The sequence below is a fragment of the Streptomyces sp. NRRL B-1140 genome, assembly GCF_001280065.1.
In the GTDB taxonomy this organism is placed as follows: Bacteria; Actinomycetota; Actinomycetes; order Streptomycetales; family Streptomycetaceae; genus Streptomyces.
Map to the genome: position 1 here is coordinate 1 of NZ_LGEA01000089.1, position 17539 is coordinate 17539.

General features: G+C 72.0%; 18 protein-coding genes and 1 pseudogene. 12 read left to right on the forward strand and 7 right to left on the reverse strand.

What is annotated here, in order from left to right:
* Positions 1–899 (forward strand): annotated as a pseudogene (locus ADK65_RS10190) (serine/threonine protein kinase); the annotation flags it as partial.
* A gap of 145 nt (positions 900–1044) precedes the next feature.
* Here the strand turns inward: ADK65_RS10190 and ADK65_RS10195 are convergent.
* Complete coding sequence (locus ADK65_RS10195; RefSeq protein ID WP_053669639.1) at positions 1045–1803, reverse strand: SLATT domain-containing protein; 759 nt, start codon at positions 1801–1803, stop codon at positions 1045–1047.
* Between the two features lie 276 nt (positions 1804–2079).
* On the opposite strand from ADK65_RS10195, the gene ADK65_RS10200 reads away from it, so the two are divergent.
* The 3 genes from ADK65_RS10200 (at position 2080) to ADK65_RS10210 (ending at position 3785) form a co-directional block, all read left to right on the forward strand.
* The gene (locus ADK65_RS10200; protein ID WP_078955888.1) at positions 2080–2439 is read left to right on the forward strand and encodes a YbaB/EbfC family nucleoid-associated protein; all 360 of its coding nucleotides are present in this window, start codon (positions 2080–2082) and stop codon (positions 2437–2439) included.
* A 94-nt stretch (positions 2440–2533) separates the two neighbouring features.
* A complete protein-coding gene (recR, locus tag ADK65_RS10205) occupies positions 2534–3133 on the forward strand; it encodes a recombination mediator RecR (protein WP_003991835.1) in 600 nt (199 codons plus the stop codon).
* Complete coding sequence (locus ADK65_RS10210; protein WP_053669641.1) at positions 3126–3785, forward strand: DUF5063 domain-containing protein; 660 nt, start codon at positions 3126–3128, stop codon at positions 3783–3785. Before recR ends, ADK65_RS10210 begins: the two co-directional genes overlap by 8 nt.
* A 16-nt stretch (positions 3786–3801) precedes the next feature.
* Here ADK65_RS10210 and ADK65_RS10215 read toward each other — a convergent pair whose 3' ends face one another.
* Positions 3802–4209 carry a hypothetical protein gene (locus ADK65_RS10215; RefSeq protein WP_053669642.1) on the reverse strand — a complete coding sequence of 136 codons (408 nt, stop codon included), beginning with the start codon at positions 4207–4209 and terminating at the stop codon, positions 3802–3804.
* Positions 4210–4278: 69 nt separating this feature from the next.
* On the opposite strand from ADK65_RS10215, the gene ADK65_RS10220 reads away from it, so the two are divergent.
* Positions 4279–5103 carry a helix-turn-helix domain-containing protein gene (locus ADK65_RS10220; RefSeq protein ID WP_420709001.1) on the forward strand — a complete coding sequence of 275 codons (825 nt, stop codon included), beginning with the start codon at positions 4279–4281 and terminating at the stop codon, positions 5101–5103.
* The gene (locus ADK65_RS10225; RefSeq protein ID WP_053669644.1) at positions 5100–5297 is read left to right on the forward strand and encodes a DUF397 domain-containing protein; all 198 of its coding nucleotides are present in this window, start codon (positions 5100–5102) and stop codon (positions 5295–5297) included. The genes ADK65_RS10220 and ADK65_RS10225 overlap by 4 nt, the downstream gene beginning before the upstream one ends.
* Before the next feature lie 3 nt (positions 5298–5300).
* On the opposite strand, the gene ADK65_RS10230 is transcribed toward ADK65_RS10225, so the two are convergent.
* Entirely contained in the window at positions 5301–6137 is an 837-nt protein-coding gene (locus tag ADK65_RS10230) for a PhzF family phenazine biosynthesis protein (protein ID WP_053669645.1), read from the reverse strand.
* A 172-nt stretch (positions 6138–6309) separates the two neighbouring features.
* Here ADK65_RS10230 and ADK65_RS10235 point away from each other — a divergent pair, with 172 nt between their 5' ends.
* The gene (locus ADK65_RS10235; RefSeq protein WP_053669646.1) at positions 6310–6837 is read left to right on the forward strand and encodes an SgcJ/EcaC family oxidoreductase; all 528 of its coding nucleotides are present in this window, start codon (positions 6310–6312) and stop codon (positions 6835–6837) included.
* A gap of 6 nt (positions 6838–6843) precedes the next feature.
* Here the strand turns inward: ADK65_RS10235 and ADK65_RS10240 are convergent, their stop codons facing one another.
* Together ADK65_RS10240 and ADK65_RS10245 are read right to left on the reverse strand one after the other, a co-directional pair.
* Positions 6844–8202, reverse strand: coding sequence for a sensor histidine kinase (locus tag ADK65_RS10240; protein WP_053669647.1), 1359 nt, complete (start codon positions 8200–8202; stop codon positions 6844–6846).
* Positions 8199–8915: a response regulator transcription factor gene (locus ADK65_RS10245; RefSeq protein ID WP_053669648.1), complete on the reverse strand. Its 717-nt coding sequence runs from the start codon at positions 8913–8915 to the stop codon at positions 8199–8201. Before ADK65_RS10245 ends, ADK65_RS10240 begins: the two co-directional genes overlap by 4 nt.
* A 235-nt stretch (positions 8916–9150) precedes the next feature.
* Between ADK65_RS10245 and ADK65_RS10250 the strand changes: the two genes are divergently transcribed.
* The 4 genes from ADK65_RS10250 to ADK65_RS10265 all read left to right on the forward strand — a co-directional run bounded on the left by ADK65_RS10250 (position 9151) and on the right by ADK65_RS10265 (position 13703).
* The gene (locus ADK65_RS10250; protein WP_053669649.1) at positions 9151–10428 is read left to right on the forward strand and encodes an aspartate kinase; all 1278 of its coding nucleotides are present in this window, start codon (positions 9151–9153) and stop codon (positions 10426–10428) included.
* A complete protein-coding gene (locus ADK65_RS10255; RefSeq protein ID WP_053669650.1) occupies positions 10428–11522 on the forward strand; it encodes an aspartate-semialdehyde dehydrogenase in 1095 nt (364 codons plus the stop codon). The genes ADK65_RS10250 and ADK65_RS10255 overlap by 1 nt, the downstream gene beginning before the upstream one ends.
* A gap of 445 nt (positions 11523–11967) precedes the next feature.
* Positions 11968–12543 carry a SigE family RNA polymerase sigma factor gene (locus ADK65_RS10260; RefSeq protein ID WP_053669651.1) on the forward strand — a complete coding sequence of 192 codons (576 nt, stop codon included), beginning with the start codon at positions 11968–11970 and terminating at the stop codon, positions 12541–12543.
* A 116-nt stretch (positions 12544–12659) separates the two neighbouring features.
* Positions 12660–13703, forward strand: a complete 1044-nt coding sequence (locus ADK65_RS10265) for a hypothetical protein (RefSeq protein WP_053669652.1) — start codon at positions 12660–12662, stop codon at positions 13701–13703.
* Between the two features lie 106 nt (positions 13704–13809).
* Here ADK65_RS10265 and ADK65_RS10270 read toward each other — a convergent pair whose 3' ends face one another.
* Together ADK65_RS10270 and ADK65_RS10275 are read right to left on the reverse strand one after the other, a co-directional pair.
* The gene (locus ADK65_RS10270) at positions 13810–14604 is read right to left on the reverse strand and encodes an SURF1 family protein (RefSeq protein WP_053669653.1); all 795 of its coding nucleotides are present in this window, start codon (positions 14602–14604) and stop codon (positions 13810–13812) included.
* A 101-nt stretch (positions 14605–14705) separates the two neighbouring features.
* Positions 14706–15530 carry a class I SAM-dependent methyltransferase gene (locus ADK65_RS10275; RefSeq protein WP_053669654.1) on the reverse strand — a complete coding sequence of 275 codons (825 nt, stop codon included), beginning with the start codon at positions 15528–15530 and terminating at the stop codon, positions 14706–14708.
* 102 nt (positions 15531–15632) lie between these two features.
* Here ADK65_RS10275 and ADK65_RS10280 point away from each other — a divergent pair, with 102 nt between their 5' ends.
* Positions 15633–17501, forward strand: coding sequence for a S9 family peptidase (locus ADK65_RS10280; protein WP_053669655.1), 1869 nt, complete (start codon positions 15633–15635; stop codon positions 17499–17501).
* Positions 17502–17539: the final 38 nt, after the last annotated feature.

A 17539-nucleotide genomic window follows, 5' to 3' on the forward strand; every position in this document is an offset into this window, starting at 1 on the left:
CAGCACCCGCGGCGCCCCCCGGCCCGCCCTCGCCCGGCCTCGCCGGCCCGCAGGGCGGCGGGCCGCCGGTGAACCATCTGCCCACCATGGCCGCCGGGCAGGGCCCGCCCCCGGCACCTCACCACCTGCCGGGCCCGGGCGCACCTCCCCACCCGCAGCCGCAGACGCCCCCGTACCCGGCGTACGGCTACCCCCAGCAGCACCCCCAGCCCGGTGCCCCGGGCGTCCCCCCGGCGCACCCCGCCTACGGGGGACTCGGCTCCACCCCGCCGTACGGCCCGCCGCCCTACGGCACGACCCCGCCGTACGGCCCCCCGCAGCCCCGGCCGACGCGGGGGGACGGCCGTTCCACCGCGCTGCTCGTCGTGATCGCCCTGGTCGTCGCGCTCGCCGCGGGCGGGTCGGTGTACGCCCTGATGCGGGGCGGCGACGACCGGGCCGACGACGGCCGCGGCGGCACGCAGAGCACGGGCCCGTCCCCGACCACCCCGGACCCGTCCCCGACAACCTCGCAGGCGGGCACCTCGCCCTCCCCGGCGGACGGCACGATCCCGGCCGGCTACCTCGGCACCTGGAGCACGACCATCGACAACGCCGACGGCGAGCACAGCCGTTCGCTCACCCTCCAGCAGGGCGAACCGGGCGACACCGTCCTGTCCCTCGTGGCCGACGGCCCGACCAGGGGCGGCGGCACCTACCACTGCGTCTTCGAGGGGCGGTTGACCGCGGAACCCGGCACCGGTGGCGCGCTGCAGATCGGCCCCACCACCGTCAAGGCCGGGCAGCCGCGCACCGCCTGCACCCCGGGTGCGGCCACCGAGGTGACGCTCCTGACCAACGGCACGCTGGAGCGCGTGAACACGAGCAGCGGGGAACGGCTGGCGTACACGAAGCAGTGACCGACGCCGAGCCGGGGACGAGCTCGCCGGCCTTCCCGGTCACGTCGCCGGTGGCCCGACGGCCGGTGAACTCCCGCCGGTCGCGGCCGCGTCGGACTTCAGACGTCTTCGGGCCGACGGCCACCGGAGCGGGCGCCGATGCCTCTCACCGCGGCTCGGGCGGGCGCTGGCGGGGCATGTTCGGCCGGGTGCCGCCGTGCGGCGGCACCGTGAACCGTCCGTTCACCCCCACCTCGGCCCCGCGCCCCGGCGCCGGGAACACCACCGCCTGCAACCCCGCCGGTGCGGCGACCCCCGCCCGGAACTCCCCCATCCAGTCCGCCGTCTCCACCCGGACCAGCTCCGTCAGGTCCTCGGAGAACCTCCGCAGCACCCCGAGGCACCGCTCGGCGGCCTCCCCGGCCGTCCCCTCGGCAGGGCCCAGCACCTCCCGCACGCTCTCGGCCGCCCAGTCGAACTGGAGGGCCTGCAGCCGCCGCTGCACGGCCTGCGCGGTGGCCACGTCCCGCATCCAGCCGGACGTCACCCCGAAGTACCGGTCGACGGCCACGCACGCCGCCGCCGACAGCAGCGCCAGGCACCCCCAGGGGGCGATCCCGCCCGCGACCCCGGTCAGATCCAGCAGCGGCAGCGCGACCCCGGTGACCGCCCCGGACGCGGCCCCGCAGCGCAGCACCCGCGCGCACCGCCGCTTCCAGACCCGGTCGGCGAGATACCAGGCCGCCGTCCGCAGCGCCCCGCGCTCCACCCACCGGTACAGCTCGTCCAGCCGGGCCGCCGGCTCGCCCCAGTCCCCGAGCGGGAAGACCCGCCCGGTCAGATCGCCCGGCCGCAGCCCGGCCGCCGCCTGCTCGCCCCGCCCGTCCTGAGGCGGCCCCTCGGGCTGCATCTCCGGCTGACCCACCCGGCACTCCTCACTGATCACGAATGACCACGTACGGTTCACTCACCGATCACGCTGCGCGATGGACGAAAGCCCGCATCCGGAACGCGCCCGACCCTTCCTACCCCCCAATGGGTGGCGAAGACGTAGCTTTCGCCTCTTTTCCGCCCGGAAGTATTCCTTGATCAGGTATAGGGCGCGAGGGGGACTCACTCGAAAGAGTGCCGGGGCGACGGCAGCCCCGACCACGTAGGCTCGTGCCGAACGGGAAAACCCGTACCGAGCAAGGAGCTGATCGTGATCCCCGGTGGTGGCCAGCCCAATATGCAGCAGTTGCTCCAGCAGGCCCAGAAGATGCAACAGGACCTGGCACAGGCGCAGGAGGAACTGGCGCAGACGGAGGTCGACGGGCAGGCGGGCGGCGGTCTGGTGACGGCCACCGTCACCGGCGCCGGCGAGCTGCGCGCCCTGAAGATCGACCCGAAGGCGGTGGACCCGCAGGCCGCGTCCGCCGAAGAGACGGCCGAGACCCTCGCCGACCTGGTCGTGGCCGCCGTCCATGCGGCCAACGAGAACGCGCAGACGCTCCAGCAGCAGAAGCTGGGCCCGCTCGCACAGGGTCTGGGCGGCGGCGGCATCCCCGGCCTGCCGTTCTGACCCGGCGCACCGCCTTCCTCCGGCAGGCGGCAGACAACTACGGTACGTACGGGACGGTACGCACCGACCCCGAAGACCCAGGAAGGGCAGTCCGTTGTACGAAGGCGTGGTCCAGGACCTGATCGACGAGCTGGGGCGGCTGCCCGGCGTCGGTCCGAAGAGCGCCCAGCGGATCGCCTTCCACATCCTCCAGGCCGAGCCGACGGACGTACGGCGTCTCGCACAGGCCCTGATGGAGGTCAAGGCGAAGGTCCGCTTCTGCGCGACCTGCGGCAACGTCGCACAGGAGGAGCTGTGCAACATCTGCCGCGACACCCGCCGCGACCCGGCCGTCATCTGTGTGGTCGAGGAGCCTAAGGACGTCGTGGCGATCGAGCGCACGCGCGAGTTCCGGGGCCGCTACCACGTCCTGGGCGGCGCGATCAGCCCGATCGACGGGGTGGGCCCCGACGACCTGCGCATCAGGGAACTCCTGGCCCGCCTCGCGGACGGGACGGTCACCGAGCTCATCCTCGCCACGGACCCGAACCTGGAGGGCGAGGCGACGGCGACGTACCTCGCCCGCATGATCAAGCCCATGGGCCTGAAGGTCACCCGCCTGGCCAGCGGCCTCCCGGTGGGTGGGGACCTGGAATACGCGGACGAGGTCACCCTCGGACGCGCCTTCGAGGGGAGACGACTCCTAGATGTCTGACGCCACGCTGCACGCGACCGACCAGAACCCGGACGATTTCGCGGTCCAGATCGCGGACCAGATCGAGAGCTTCCTGGTCGCCGTCACGGAGGTCGCCAAGGGCGACGAGCCGGAATCGGCCGTGCCCTTCCTCCTCCTGGAGGTCTCCCAGCTCCTCCTGGCCGGCGGCCGCCTCGGCGCGCACGAGGACATCGTGCCCGACGAACGCTACGAACCCGACTCGGGCCCGGAGGCGGACGTCGACGAGCTCCGCGAGAACCTGGCCCGCCTGCTGGACCCGATCGACGTGTACTCCGAGGTCTTCGACCCCTACGAGCCGCGCAAGGCGCCGGTGCCGGCCCGTATCTCCGACGACCTGACGGACGTCATCACGGACCTGCGCCACGGCATGTCCCACTACCGGGCGGGCCGCACCACCGAGGCCCTGTGGTGGTGGCAGTTCTCCTACTTCTCCAACTGGGGCTCCACCGCCTCGGCGAGTCTGCGGGCCCTGCAGTCGGTCCTCGCCCACGTCCGCCTCAACCAGCCCCTCGCCGAACTCGACGGCCTGGACACGGACCAGGGCATGGGCGACGACACACTGGAGATCGAGGCGGGCCGCGTGATGGCGGAGGAGATCGCCGGTCCGCTGGGCATCCGCCCGGCCACGTAGTCGCCTCCGGTTCCGCTCACCTGCCCAGGGCGGCGGCCAGCGCCTCCCCGTCGACGTAGGGAGCGGTCGGCGTCGGCTCGCTGTACCACCTGAGCGGCCAGGTGTTTCCCTCCAGGGCCGGGATCCCGATGTACGTGACCGTGACCGTACGCGGGTCCCGGCCACCCAACCGCTGCACGCCGAGCGGCCAGTCGCGCCCGCGTGCCGCGCCGGGGGCGAGCAGGAAGTACACCCACCGCGGCCCGCTCGCCTCGCACACGATCGGCCCCGCGTCCCCGTCCGACACCTCGACCAGCCACTCGGTGGCCAGCTCCCCCCGCACGCCCTCGACCCGTACCGCGTCGAAGTGCACGCCCGCCACGTGGAGTTGATGACCTGCCGCCGGAACCCACTCGGGGCGGTGAATCGCGTTCGTCATGGCCACACTCTGCTGCCCGTTCGGCTACGTTCGGTAGCCACTGTGGTGGTACACACGCTGCTGTAACCGTCGGAGGTGGGCGCTGTGCCGGGCCAGTACAACTCCAGTTCCCAGCCGCCGGTCGCCTGGCGCTACAGCGGCAACCAGCTCAAGCGCTGGCGCACCAAGGCGAACGTCAGCCGCGAGGAACTGGCCACCGCCGCCAACTACTCCCCGGACACGATCAAGTCCATGGAACAGGGCGTCCGCATGCCGACGCCCCGGGTCCTCGACGCGGCTGACGAGCTGTGCCGGGCGGAGGGGTTGCTGAGCGCGGCCAAGGAGTACCTGCAGAGGGAGAGGTTCCCGGCGCGGGCGCAGGACTTCATGGAGAGGGAGCGGGAGGCGATCAGTCACTGGTCCTACGAAGTCACCTATGTGCCGGGTCTTTTGCAGACGCGGCACTACGCAGGTGCCCTCATCGAGAACCATGTCCCGCCCCTGGACGACGACACGGTGGAGGAACGGGTTGCCGCGCGCATGGCACGGCAGGTGCTCCTGACCGAGGGGAAACCGCCAGTCGCCTTCTGCTTCGTCGTCTACGAGGCCGCACTGCGCAATCCGCTGGTTGACGTGGGACAGCTGCGCCACCTGCTGGAGGTGTCCAGGCTGCGCAACGTCGTGCTCCAGGTGCTGCCGTTCGCAGGGACCGTTCCCACCGCCCTGATGGGACCCATGGTGCTCTTGGAGACTCGCGACCATGAGCGGTTCGCCTTCGCGGAAGGGCCGTTGGTGAGTGAGTTCTCGGCTGATCCGGGGGTTGTCCGCCTCGCGGCGGAGCGGCTTAGCATGATCCGCACGCAGGCTCTCGATCCCACTGAGTCGGCCCATTTCATCGAGCGGATGGTGGATCAGTCATGAGTGACCAGCTGCGCTGGATCAAGTCGAGCTACAGCGACTCCGAGGGCGGCAACTGCGTCGAAGTCGCCGTGTCCACCCCCATCCACATCCGCGACTCCAAGAACCCCGCAGGCCCCGAACTCCACGTCACCGCCCCCGCCTGGGCGGCCTTCGTCTCAGCGGTCCGGCCGTTGCGCCGTAGCCCGAGCCGCTGAGGATCAGATCCGTACGGCCGTCCCCGTCACGCCGATGCCCGTGTCCGGTTCCGCCGGGACCGTCACGGTGATCGTGCTGGGGCGTCCCAGGTCCGCGCCCTGGTGGACCGTCAGGGTCGCCGGGGTCGGTACCAGGCCGAACTCGCGCAGGTAGCCGCCGAACGCGGCCGCCGCCGCCCCCGTCGCCGGGTCCTCGACCACGCCGCCGGGCGGGAAGGGGTTGCGGGCGTGGAAGACGGTGGGGGACTCCCGCCAGACCAGGTCGATCGTGGTCCAGTCCCGGCGGGCCATGAGGGCGGTGAGCGCGGCCATGTCGTAGTCCAGGTCCGCCAGCCGCTCGCGGCTCGCGGCGGCGACGACCGGGTGCCAGGCCCCGGCGTAGGCGACCCGGGGCGGCAGCGCCGGGTCCAGGTCGTCGGCGGACCATCCCAGGATGGCCAGCAGTTCGGCGAGGTCGCCCTCCTCGAGCGGGACGCTGCGCGGCGCGACGCTGACCAGGGTCGCCACGAGGTTGCCGTCCGCCGCCCGGTCGGTGGTGACGGTGACCGGGCCCGCGGGGGTGCGCAGCAGCAGCCGTCCGGTGCCGTGCCGCTCCGCGTGCGCCACCGCCGTGGCGATCGTCGCGTGGCCGCAGAACGGCACCTCGGCGAGCGGGCTGAAGTACCGGACGTCCAGGGGTCCGTCGCCGGAGTCCACGACGAACGCCGTCTCCGAATAGCCGACTTCGGCCGCCGTCGCCAGCATCGCCGCGTCGTCGGCGCCGCTCGCGTCGAGCACCACCCCCGCGGGGTTGCCACCCTCGGGATCCGTGCTGAACGCCACGTAGCGCAAGGTCTCCATGCGCCGACCGTAGCGCCAGATCCCCGCTCACGCCGCGTGATTTGGAGGCCTCTTGTACGTCCCCTGTACGCGGGCTGCACGGGCCCTGGCCGGTGGAACGCGAGGCTGGAGTCACTTCCACCGCGGAGAACGCGGAGGGAAGCAGACTCCCCTCGATCCCCCTGGAGATGTCATGGACCGCCGCCCCGCCCGCCGGCACATAGCCGCGATCGCCACCGCCACCGCAGTCCTGGCCGCCGGCACCTTCGCCCTGGGAACCGGGGTCGCCGGAGCGGACGCGCGGAGCACGGGCGACCGGCACGCCAAGCCGGTGACCAAGGCGCAGGTGCTCGGGCTGTTCGACGACTGGAACGCCGCCCTGCAGACCGGTAATCCGAAGAAGGTCGCGGACCTGTACGCGAAGGACGCGGTCCTGCTGCCGACCGTCTCCAACCAGGTCCGCACCGACAGAGCCGGGATCGTCGACTACTTCGAGCACTTCCTGCGGAACAAGCCCCACGGGACGAAGGTCGAGTCCGTCGTCAACGTCCTCGACCGCGACACCGTCATCGACACCGGCGTCTACGAGTTCGCGCTCGCCGACCACGAAACGGGCGTCAGGAGCACCGTCAAGGCCCGCTACACCTACGCCTACGAGAAGCAGCCGAACGGCAAGTGGCTGATCGTGAACCACCACTCCTCGAAGATGCCGCAGGGCTGAGCCCGGTCAGCCGCCGCCCCGTGGGGACGCCCGGAGCGTGATCGTCACGCACAGGCCCCCGCCCGGGGCGTCCGTCAGCGCCGCCGTCCCGCCGTCGTCCGTCACGAGCTGTCTGACGACGGCGAGACCGAGGCCGGAGCCCGACTTCCCGGTCAGGCCCTGGCCGCGCCAGAACCGGTCGAAGGCGCGGGACTTCTCGGCGTCCGACATGCCGGGGCCCTCGTCCAGGACCCGTACCTCCACGACATCGCCCAGGGATTCCACCCGCACGGTGATCGTCCCGCCGTCGGGCGAGACCTCCAGGGCGTTGGAGAGCACGTTGTCCAGCATCTGGTCCAGATGACCGGGACTGGACAGCACAGACGGCCGGCCGTCGGTACTCCCCCTGAGCGCGATGGCGACACCGCGTTCGTCGGCGGCCGGCCTCCACACGGCGAGCCGCTCCCGCACGATGTCCAGCAGCGGGAGCGGCTCGGCCGCCGTCACCTTCGCCTCGGCCCGGGCCAGTACCAGCAGCCCGCTGACGAGCCGGCTCATCCGGACGACCTCCGCCGTCGCCTGCTCCACGTCCTCCCGTACGAACTCGTCGTCCACGCCGTCGGCGATGTTGTCCAGGGACAGCCGCAGCGCCGTGAGCGGGGTGCGCAGTTGATGGGAGGCGTCCGCGACGAAGATGCGCTGGGCCGCGATGAGGGTGTCCAGGCGTTCGGCGCCCTGGTTGAGGGTGCGCGCCAGGGTCTGGGTCTCGGGCGGGCCGGTCACGGGGGAGCGGGCGGTCAGGTCGCCGTCGCTGAACTTGCTGGCCATGTCGTTGAGCTGGCGCAGCGGCCGGGTGAGGCGCCGGGCCACGGCCACGCCGAGCAGGGCGGCCACACCCAGCACGAGCACGGCGAGGACCGCGCGGAAGCCCCAGATGCGCCACAGCCGGCTGGTCATCTCGCCGGTCGAGTACACGATGCGCACGGCGCCGACGACCCGGTCCGTGCCGGCCGCCCGGGCGGGCACGGTGATCACCAGCTCGGGGCCCCAGATGAAGGAGGAGCCCCAGTCCGTGGTGGGTCTGCCGTCCTTCAGGGCCCTGGTGAGGGCCGCGTCCGGGGTGGGTCGCGGCAGGTCCGCCGGGCAGTCCGCCGTGCGGGTCACCTGGATCTCGTCGTCGTAGGCCCTGGCCATCTCCTCCAGGGCCCGGCAGGAGGCGGCGCGGCCGTCGCCGAGCAGCAGGGCCATGGCGTCGGCCTCACGTGTGACGGCCGACCTGGTGTCGTCGCGCAGCTGATCCGTGAGCGTGAACGCCACCGGCACGGTGAACAGCGCGATGGCGACCGCGACGAGCAGGACGTAGCTGCGGACGAGCTGACGGATCATGAGGCGGCGTCGCTCCCGCCCGCGCCGGTGCCGGCGTCCCCGTCGATCTCCAGCCGGAAGCCGACCCCCCGCACCGCCTCGATGGTGATCGCTCCCGCGAGTTTGCGCCGCAGCGCCGCCACGTGCACGTCCAGTGTCTTCGTCGGGCCGAACCAGTTGGCGTCCCAGACCGCTTCCATGATCTGCTCGCGCGACATCAGCGCCCCGGGCTCCTCGGTGAGGAAGGCCAGCAGGTCGTACTCCTTGGGCGCGAGGGCGACCTCCTCGCCGTCCAGGCGCACCCGGGCGGCCTTGCGGTCGATCGTCAGGCGGGTGCCGTAGCGGTCGGGGCCGGGGTCGGGCGTGCCCGCGGGGGTGCGGGGCCGGGTGCGGCGCATGACCGCCCGGATCCGCGCGATGACCTCCCGGACGCCGAACGGCTTGGAGACGTAGTCGTCCGCACCGAGCTCCAGGCCGACCACCCGGTCCGTCTCGTCGCTGCGGGCGCTGATCACGATGATCGGGACGTCGCCCCGCTCGCGCAGCGCCTTGCAGACGTCCAGCCCGTCGGTGTCGGGCAGGCCGAGGTCCAGCAGGACGACGTCGTAGGGACCCTCGTGCCGCAGGGCCGCCCCGCCCGTGGTGACCCACTCCACCTCGAAGCCGTAGCGCTTGAGGCCACGGCGCAGGGACTCGGCGACCGGTTCATCGTCTTCCACCAGGAGTACGCGCACAGCCGCACCCTAGTGCTTGAAAGTTGTGTGATCGCCGGTCGAGTCGCGTGCGATTGTGACGCCGGGCACTTTCCCGAGTGGCGTGTGCCCAGATGGGCATGAGCGAATCTGGACGGGCTGCCCGAGATCTCACCATGCGATATCGCGGAGGGGTTTTTCGGACGCTCGTTAGACTGAGCCGACCGCGGTACGAATGCGTATGAGCGGATAGAGACGGATTGAGCGAGGAGCGCACGTGGGCCTTGTCGTGCAGAAGTACGGAGGCTCCTCCGTAGCCGATGCCGAGGGCATCAAGCGCGTCGCCAAGCGGATCGTGGAAGCGAAGCAGAACGGCCACCAGGTGGTTGCCGTGGTTTCCGCGATGGGCGACACGACGGACGAGCTGATCGATCTCGCCGAGCAGGTTTCCCCGATGCCTGCCGGGCGCGAGCTCGACATGCTGCTGACCGCCGGAGAGCGGATCTCCATGGCCCTGCTGGCCATGGCGATCAAGAAGCTGGGCCACGAGGCCCAGTCGTTCACCGGCAGCCAGGCGGGTGTCATCACCGACTCGGTCCACAACAAGGCCCGGATCATCGACGTCACGCCGGGCCGGATCAAGACCTCGGTCGACGAGGGCAACATCGCGATCGTCGCCGGTTTCCAGGGCGTCAGCCAGGACACCAAGGACATCACCACCCTCGGCCGCGGAGGCTCCGACACCACCGCGGTGGCCCTCGCGGCCGCCCTCGACGCCGACGTGTGCGAGATCTACACCGACGTCGACGGCGTGTTCACCGCCGACCCGCGCGTGGTGAAGAAGGCCCGGAAGATCGACTGGATCTCCTTCGAGGACATGCTCGAACTGGCCGCCTCCGGGTCCAAGGTGCTGCTCCACCGCTGTGTGGAGTACGCCCGCCGGTACAACATCCCGATCCACGTCCGGTCCAGCTTCAGCGGGCTGCAGGGCACATGGGTCAGCAGCGAGCCGATTACGCAAGGGGAAAAGCAGGTGGAGCAGGCTCTCATCTCCGGTGTCGCGCACGACACCTCCGAGGCCAAGGTCACGGTCGTCGGCGTGCCGGACAAGCCGGGCGAGGCGGCCTCGATCTTCCGTACGATCGCCAACGCCGAGATCAACATCGACATGGTCGTGCAGAACGTGTCCGCCGCCTCCACGGGCCTGACGGACATCTCCTTCACGCTGCCGAAGACCGAGGGCCGCAAGGCCATCGACGCGTTGGAGAAGAACAAGGCCGGCATCGGCTTCGACTCCCTGCGCTACGACGACCAGATCGGCAAGATCTCCCTCGTCGGCGCCGGCATGAAGACCAACCCGGGCGTCACGGCCGACTTCTTCACGGCCCTGTCCGACGCGGGCGTCAACATCGAGCTGATCTCGACCTCCGAGATCCGCATCTCGGTCGTCACCCGCGCCGACGACGTACCCGAGGCCGTCCGCGCCGTGCACTCCGCGTTCGGGCTCGACTCCGACAGCGACGAGGCCGTCGTCTACGGAGGCACCGGCCGCTGATGGCCGACCTCCGACAGGACGCCCGGACCGTACGGTCCGGGCGTCCGACGCTTGCCGTGGTGGGGGCGACCGGAGCCGTCGGCACGGTCATGCTCCGGATCCTGTCCCAGCGGGCCGACGTCTGGGGCGAGATCCGGCTGATCGCCTCCCCGCGCTCGGCCGGCCGCAAACTGACCGTGCGCGGCGAGGAGACCGAGGTCCTCGCGCTCACCGAGGAGGCCTTCGACGGCGTCGACGTCGCCATGTTCGACGTCCCCGACGAGATCGCCGAGCGGTGGGCGCCCGTCGCCGCCGCCAAGGGCGCGGTGGTCGTCGACAACTCCGGCGTGTTCCGGATGGACCCCGATGTGCCGCTCGTGGTGCCCGAGGTCAACCCGCACGCCGTGCGGATGCGCCCGCGCGGGATCATCGCCAACCCCAGCTGCACGACGCTCTCCATGATCGTGGCCCTGGGCGCGCTGCACGCCGAGTTCGGGCTGCGCGAGCTGGTCGCCTCCTCGTACCAGGCCGTCAGCGGCGCCGGTCGCACCGGTGTGGAGACCCTGCGCCGGCAGTTGTCCCTGGTCGCGGGCACGGAGCTGGGCGTGCACCCCGGCGACGTACGCCGGGCCGTCGGCGACGACACCGGTCCGTTCCCCGAGCCGGTCGCGCTGAACGTCGTGCCCTGGACCGGCACGGCGTGCGAGGACGGCTGGTCGTCGGAGGAGCTGAAGGTGCGGAACGAGGCCCGCAAGATCCTCGGTCTGCCCGGCCTGCCCGTGGCCGTCACCTGTGTCCGGGTGCCGGTGATCACCACGCACTCGGTGACCGTGCACGCCCGCTTCGAGGGCGAGGTCACCGTCGACAAGGCCCGCGAGATCCTCGCCACGGCGCCCGGGGTCGTGCTGTTCGACAACCCGGCGGCCGGGGAGTTCCCGACCCCCGCCGACGTGGTCGGCACCGACCCCACCTGGGTCGGCCGGGTCCGGCGAGCGCTGGACGACCCCACGGCGCTCGAGATGTTCGTGTGCGGGGACAACCTGCGCAAGGGCTCCGCGCTCAACACCGCCCAGATCGCCGAGCTGGTCGCGGCCGATGTCAGAGGTGGTTTGTAGGATCTGTGGACGACATGTGAGCCGATCGATGATCCGGACCACTTGTCGGTGGCGCTTCGGCATCAGAGGATTTATCTCCCCGCTCTCCGCAACCGTGCGAAGGGCGGGGAGCGTCTTTGCGGTCGCCCTTCGGCCGTGGGAGCGCTTACAGGCGTGGGGACGCCTGGAACCGGGCGTGGGGACGTCCGTTCACATTTGGATATAAGGGAAGAGCGGGACGCATGAGGGCCATGAACGCACCATCGACTGTGCTGCCTGACGCGGGTAGACCGGCAACGGCGACGGTCGGCGTGAAAGTGATGCCCGGCACGTACAACCCTCACGGGGGTCAGCGTGTCCAACAGGCGTGGCAGAGGTACTCGACTTCAGTGCGGCGCGCGGCACGGTCCTTCGACCGCCCCGCCCGGCGGCTCTCCGACCCCGCATGGCCGGTACGCCCGGTGGCATGCCGGTGATCGCGCCCGTGCCCGCAGCGCGGCCGACCCGCATACCCAACCAGCGTGACGGCGCAGAGGACGGCGTGGCGGCCGGAACCACCGTCGACCACCTCACCGAGACCTACCGGGCGCACTACCGCTCGCTGCTGGGTCTCGCCGCCCTCCTCCTCGACGACACCGCCTCCTGCGAGGACGTCGTCCAGGAGGCGTTCATCCGTGTCCACTCCGCCCGCAAGCGCGTCCGGGACCCCGAGAAGACCCTGGCGTACCTGCGCCAGACCGTCGTCAACCTCTCGCGCTCCGCGCTGCGCCGCCGCATACTCGGCCTGAAGCTGCTGTCGAAGCCCATGCCCGACATGGCCAGCGCCGAGGAAGGTGCCTACGACCAGCTGGAGCGCGACTCCCTCATCAAGGCGATGAAGGGGCTGCAGCGCCGCCAGCGCGAGGTGCTGGTGCTGCGCTACTTCGCGGACATGACCGAGGCGCAGGTCGCCGAGACGCTCGGCATATCCCTCGGCTCCGTCAAGGCCTACGGATCGCGCGGTATCGCGGCGCTCCGGCTGGCCATGGAGGCGTCGGCATGAGTGAAGGAGACGGGGCGCGCCGTGACGGGCGCGACCGGCACGAGCCCTTCGAGTGGCACGAGCCGACAAGGCTGCACGGGCAAGATCCGAAGCAATCGCACGCTGGGAACGGAACTGTGAACCACGGCCCCGACGACCAGAGCCCCGACGGGCTCGACTCGGACGAGCTGGACCTGCGCTCGATGCTGCACCAGGTGGTGCAGGAGGTGGAACCGCGCGACGGCACCCTGGACTACCTGCGCAAGGCGGTACCGCAGCGGCGGGCCCGCAAGCGGCAGGCCGTCGTCGGCATGGCGGCCGCCGCGCTCTTCATCGGCACGGCCGTCCCCGCCCTCGTGCACGTCTCCAACGCCACCGGCTCCGAGGCCAACCCGGCCGTCGCCGGACATACCTCGGAGACCCAGGGCGGTTCGAGCCAGGGCAAGGGCCCGGACGGCGGCGAGAGCACCGCGGGCGGCTCCTCCGGCAAGACCGAGGGCAAGGAGAAGGGCGAGAAGAAGGAGAAGGGCAAGGGCAAGGCGTCCGGCGGCGCGTCCACCGGCGCGTCCCAGGGCGGTACCGGCCCTTCCTCCACCGCCGCCGCCGGCATTCCGGCGTGCACCGCGGCCCAGCTCGGCCCCGCCTCCGGAAGCGCGGGCGCCCCCGACTCCACCGGCGCGGTCTCCGGCTCCTTCCGTGTCACCAACGTCTCCGGCGCGGCCTGTACGGTCACCGGCCCCGGCTCGGTGAGCGCGCTGCCGCAGGGCGCGGCCGACGCGAGCAAGGTCGGTCAGGCCCGGCACACCGCGGGCGACGCGGCGGCCGGTCTGCTGCCCGACCCGTCCCTGGAGGCCGCCCAGCTGGTGCTTCAGCCGGGCATCGGCTACGACGTGAAGTTCGCCTGGGTCCCCTCCGAGACCTGCCCCGCTCCCGGCGGTAGCGTCGGCGGCCCCGACCCGAGCCCGGACCCGACCCCGTCGGAGGACCCGACGACCACGGCCGGCACCTCCACCGGCGGCGACACGGGCACGGCCCCGCAGCTGGTCCGGGAGGACGGCACGGTCGACGGCAGTGTGGCGGTGACGTACACCCCGGCCACCGGCTCGGGCGCGAGCTCGGTGACGGTGTCCAACGCGTGCGCGGGCACGGTGTACTGGACGGGCGTGCTGGCGGGGTCGTAACCGCCGTAGCTGCGGGCATGCGTGCCGCCAGGGGCGGCACGGGTGGGCGCGGCGGCACCCCGCTACGCCGGGCTGCGAACCCACCCGACCCAGGCTGGGACGCCGCTCAGTTCACCGCGGCGTCCACGGTGACGGGCTCCTCGTCCGCGACCAGACCCAGCTCCGCGTCCCGCGCGAACTCCGTCTCGCGCCGCAGCAACCGGAACCACATGAAGATGACGAACCCGACGAAGGCGAACCACTCGGCGGTGTAGCCGAGGTTCTGGAACGCCTTCAGGTCCAGGCCCGAGTCCGGCGGCGCGGCAGCCGGCACCGCCTTCATCCCGGCGTCGCCCTTCGACAGGGTGACCCACGCGTCGTACACGTCGTAGGGCACCAGGTTGACCAGGGACGCCGCACTGATCGCCGCGGTCTGCCCGGCCGGCAGGCCGCCCTGCGCGCTGACGCCGTTGTCCCCGGGCGTCTCCGACGCCTGCAGCGCCCCGGTGATCGTGACCTCACCGGACGGCGGGGCGGGGACCTTCGCCGTGGCGGCGGACCCGGGCAGCCAACCCCGCACGACCGGCAGCGCCTCACCCGAGTCGGTCCGCAGCAGCGTCAGCACGTAGAAGCCCTGCTTGCCGTCGAGCTCCCGCCCGGGCACGAGCAGCTGTTTGCCGTACCGCCCGCTCGCGGTGACCAGCTTCCCGGAGGTCGCCTTGTCCACCGGCAGCATGTCCTTCAGGGGCCGGGGCGCCTCGTGCCGGGCCTCGGAGACCTGCTCGGTCGCGGTGCGATGGTCCTGCACACGGTCCTCGAACCGGCTCAGCTGCCAGGACCCCATGAAGATGCAGAAGGGGATGGACAACAGCACGAAGACGTTGATCCCCCACCATCGGGGCGTCAGCAGAAACCGGTACACACCCCCACGGTACGGGGGTGCCGGGCGGCCCCGGCCCGCGGGGTCGGCCAGGGAGCGGGCCCGCCGGCCGGTTCCGGACGGCCCTCCGGCTCGCCCCGCGGTCAGTCCTTGCGCGCCCGGATCGAGTACATCAGCGGAATCCGCGGCCGGCCCTCGGGGAAGCGGAAGTAGCCGTCCCGCCGTTCGAAGGTCCCGAACCGCCGGAACAGCGACACGTCGTGCTCGTGCAGGAACTCGATCCGCAGACCCGCCGCCGCGAGCGCCGAGACGACCTCGCCGACCGGGTGCTGCCACTCCACCCGTCGGCCGTGGGTGAAGCGGGCACCTTCGGCCGCGTAGGACCCCGCGCTCTCCTCGATCCAGGCGTCGCGGGCGAAGTAGTCGTGCACGATTCGCGAGCCGGTCTCGTCGTCGAGGACGTCGGTGAGCGGGTGGAACTCGGCGAGGTAGAGGAATCCGCCGGGCGTCACCAGTGACGCCACGGTCCGCGCCCAGCGCCCGATGTCGGGCAGCCAGCACAGCGCACCGCCGCCGGTGTACACGATGTCGTACGACGGGTCGGGGACCGCTGCCGTCGCGTCGTACACGTCGGCCGCGACGAACGCCGCCCGGTCCGGGCCCAGGCCGAGGTCGTGCGCGAGCCCGCGGGCGAGGCCGACAGCCGGTTCGGAGAAGTCGAGACCCACTACGCGGGCGGCGCCGTGCCGGGCCCAGGACAGCGTGTCGAGACCGATGTGGCACTGCAGGTGCAGCAGAGAGCGGTTGCCCACCTCGCCCACTTCGGCGAGCTCGAAGTCGCGCAGCGGGTCCTGGCCGGCCCGGAAGGCGTCCAGGTCGTAGAAATCACCGGCGACGTGCAGCGGGACCCGCTCGTCCCAGTGGGCGCGGTTGGCCTCGTTCCAGTCGGCGGGGGTGGGGGAGTACACGGGGTGGGACTCCTGCCTGTTCGGAGGGGGGACCGATGGAGGTTATCCACAGGCTGGGGACCTCGCGAGCGGATTGTCGGCCGGGGCGGGCACTATGGGGCCATGACTGAGAGCAACGGGTCCGACGCACGCGACCGGCGGGACCAGCACGAGCAAGCGGTACGGGCGGAGCGGCAGGAGCGGATGCCGGACTGGGAGAAGCGCTTTCGGGCGCCGCGGGTCTCCCTGCCCGACTGGGCGGAGGACGCGCCGGACCGCTCCCTGTTCGTCTCCAACGCGACGGGGACGTACGAGGTGTACGCCTGGGACCGGTCGACGGGAGAGCAGCGACAGGTGACGGACCGGCCGAACGGCACGACGGACGGTGTGCTGTCCCCGGACGGCGCGTGGATCTGGTGGTTCGACGACAAGGACGGCGACGAGTTCGGCGTGTGGCGCCGCCAGCCCTTCGAGGGCGGCGCGGACGAACCGGCCGCCGCGGGCCTGGAGCCCTCCTACCCCGCGGGCCTCGCCCTCGGCAGGGACGGGCGTACGGCGGTCGTGGGCCGTTCCACCGACGAGGACGGCACGACCATCCACCTGGTGCGCACCGGCGAGGACCCGGTGGAGATCTACCGCCACCGCGAGTCGGCCGGCGTCGGCGACCTCTCCCACGACGGCTCGCTCATCGCCGTCGAGCACACCGAGCACGGCGACGCGATGCACTCGGCGCTGCGCGTCCTGCGACCCGACGGCACGGCGGTCGCCGACCTCGACGACACCGAGGGCGGCACCCGTGAGCTGGGCCTGGAGGTCCTCGGCTTCGCCCCCGTCGACGGCGACACGCGCCTGCTCATCGGCCACCAGCGCCGCGGCCGCTGGGAGCCCCTGGTGTGGGACGTGGCCACCGGCGAGCAGACGGACCTGGCGCTGGAGCTGCCGGGCGACGTCAGCGCCGAGTGGTACCCGGACGGCAGCGGCCTGCTCATCGCCCACAGTTTCGAGGCCCGCAGCGAGCTGTTCCGCTACGACCTGTCCGCCCGCGCCCTCACCGAGATCCCGACCCCGCCGGGCACGGTCTCGGGCGCGACGGCCCGGCCCGACGGCAGCGTGGAGTACCTGTGGTCCTCGGCGGCCGAGCCGTCGGCGGTCCGCTCCACGACGGGCGGTGTGGTGCTCGATCCGCCCGGCATGAAGTCGCCCGGCTCGGTGCCGGTGGAGGACGTGTGGGTGGAGGGGCCGGGAGGCCGCGTCCACGCCCTCGTCCAGCGGCCCGCGGGCACCACCGGCCCGCTCCCCACCGTCTTCGACATCCACGGCGGCCCCACCTGGCACGACAGCGACTCCTTCGCGGCGGGCCCCGCTGCCTGGGTGGACCACGGCTACGCGGTGATCCGTGTCAACTACCGCGGCTCCACCGGCTACGGCCGTGCCTGGACGGACGCCCTGAAGCACCGCGTCGGCCTCATCGAACTGGAGGACATCGCCGCGGTCCGCGAATGGGCCATCGCCTCCGGTGTCGCCGACCCCGAGCGCCTGATCCTCACCGGCGGCTCCTGGGGCGGCTACCTCACCCTGCTCGGCCTCGGCGTCCAGCCCGACGCGTGGACCCTGGGCATCGCGGCGGTGCCCGTCGCCGACTACGTCACGGCGTACCACGACGAGATGGAAGCGCTGAAGGCGATGGACCGCACGCTTCTGGGCGGCACGCCGGAGGAGGTCCCCGACCGCTTCGAGGCGTCGTCCCCCCTCACCTACGTCGACCGGGTCAAGGCGCCGGTCTACATCTCGGCCGGTGTGAACGACCCCCGCTGCCCGATCCGGCAGATCGAGAACTACGTCAAGCGGCTGGAGGCGCGGGGCGCGGTGCACGAGGTGTACCGCTACGACGCCGGGCACGGGTCGCTGGTGGTGGACGAGCGGATCAAGCAGGTGCGGCTGGAGCTGGAGTTCGCGGAGCGGTATGTGAAGGGAGTGTCGAGCGCCCGGTAGCCCGGGGGGCGTTCTGCGGCGGCCGCGGGTGGGTCGTG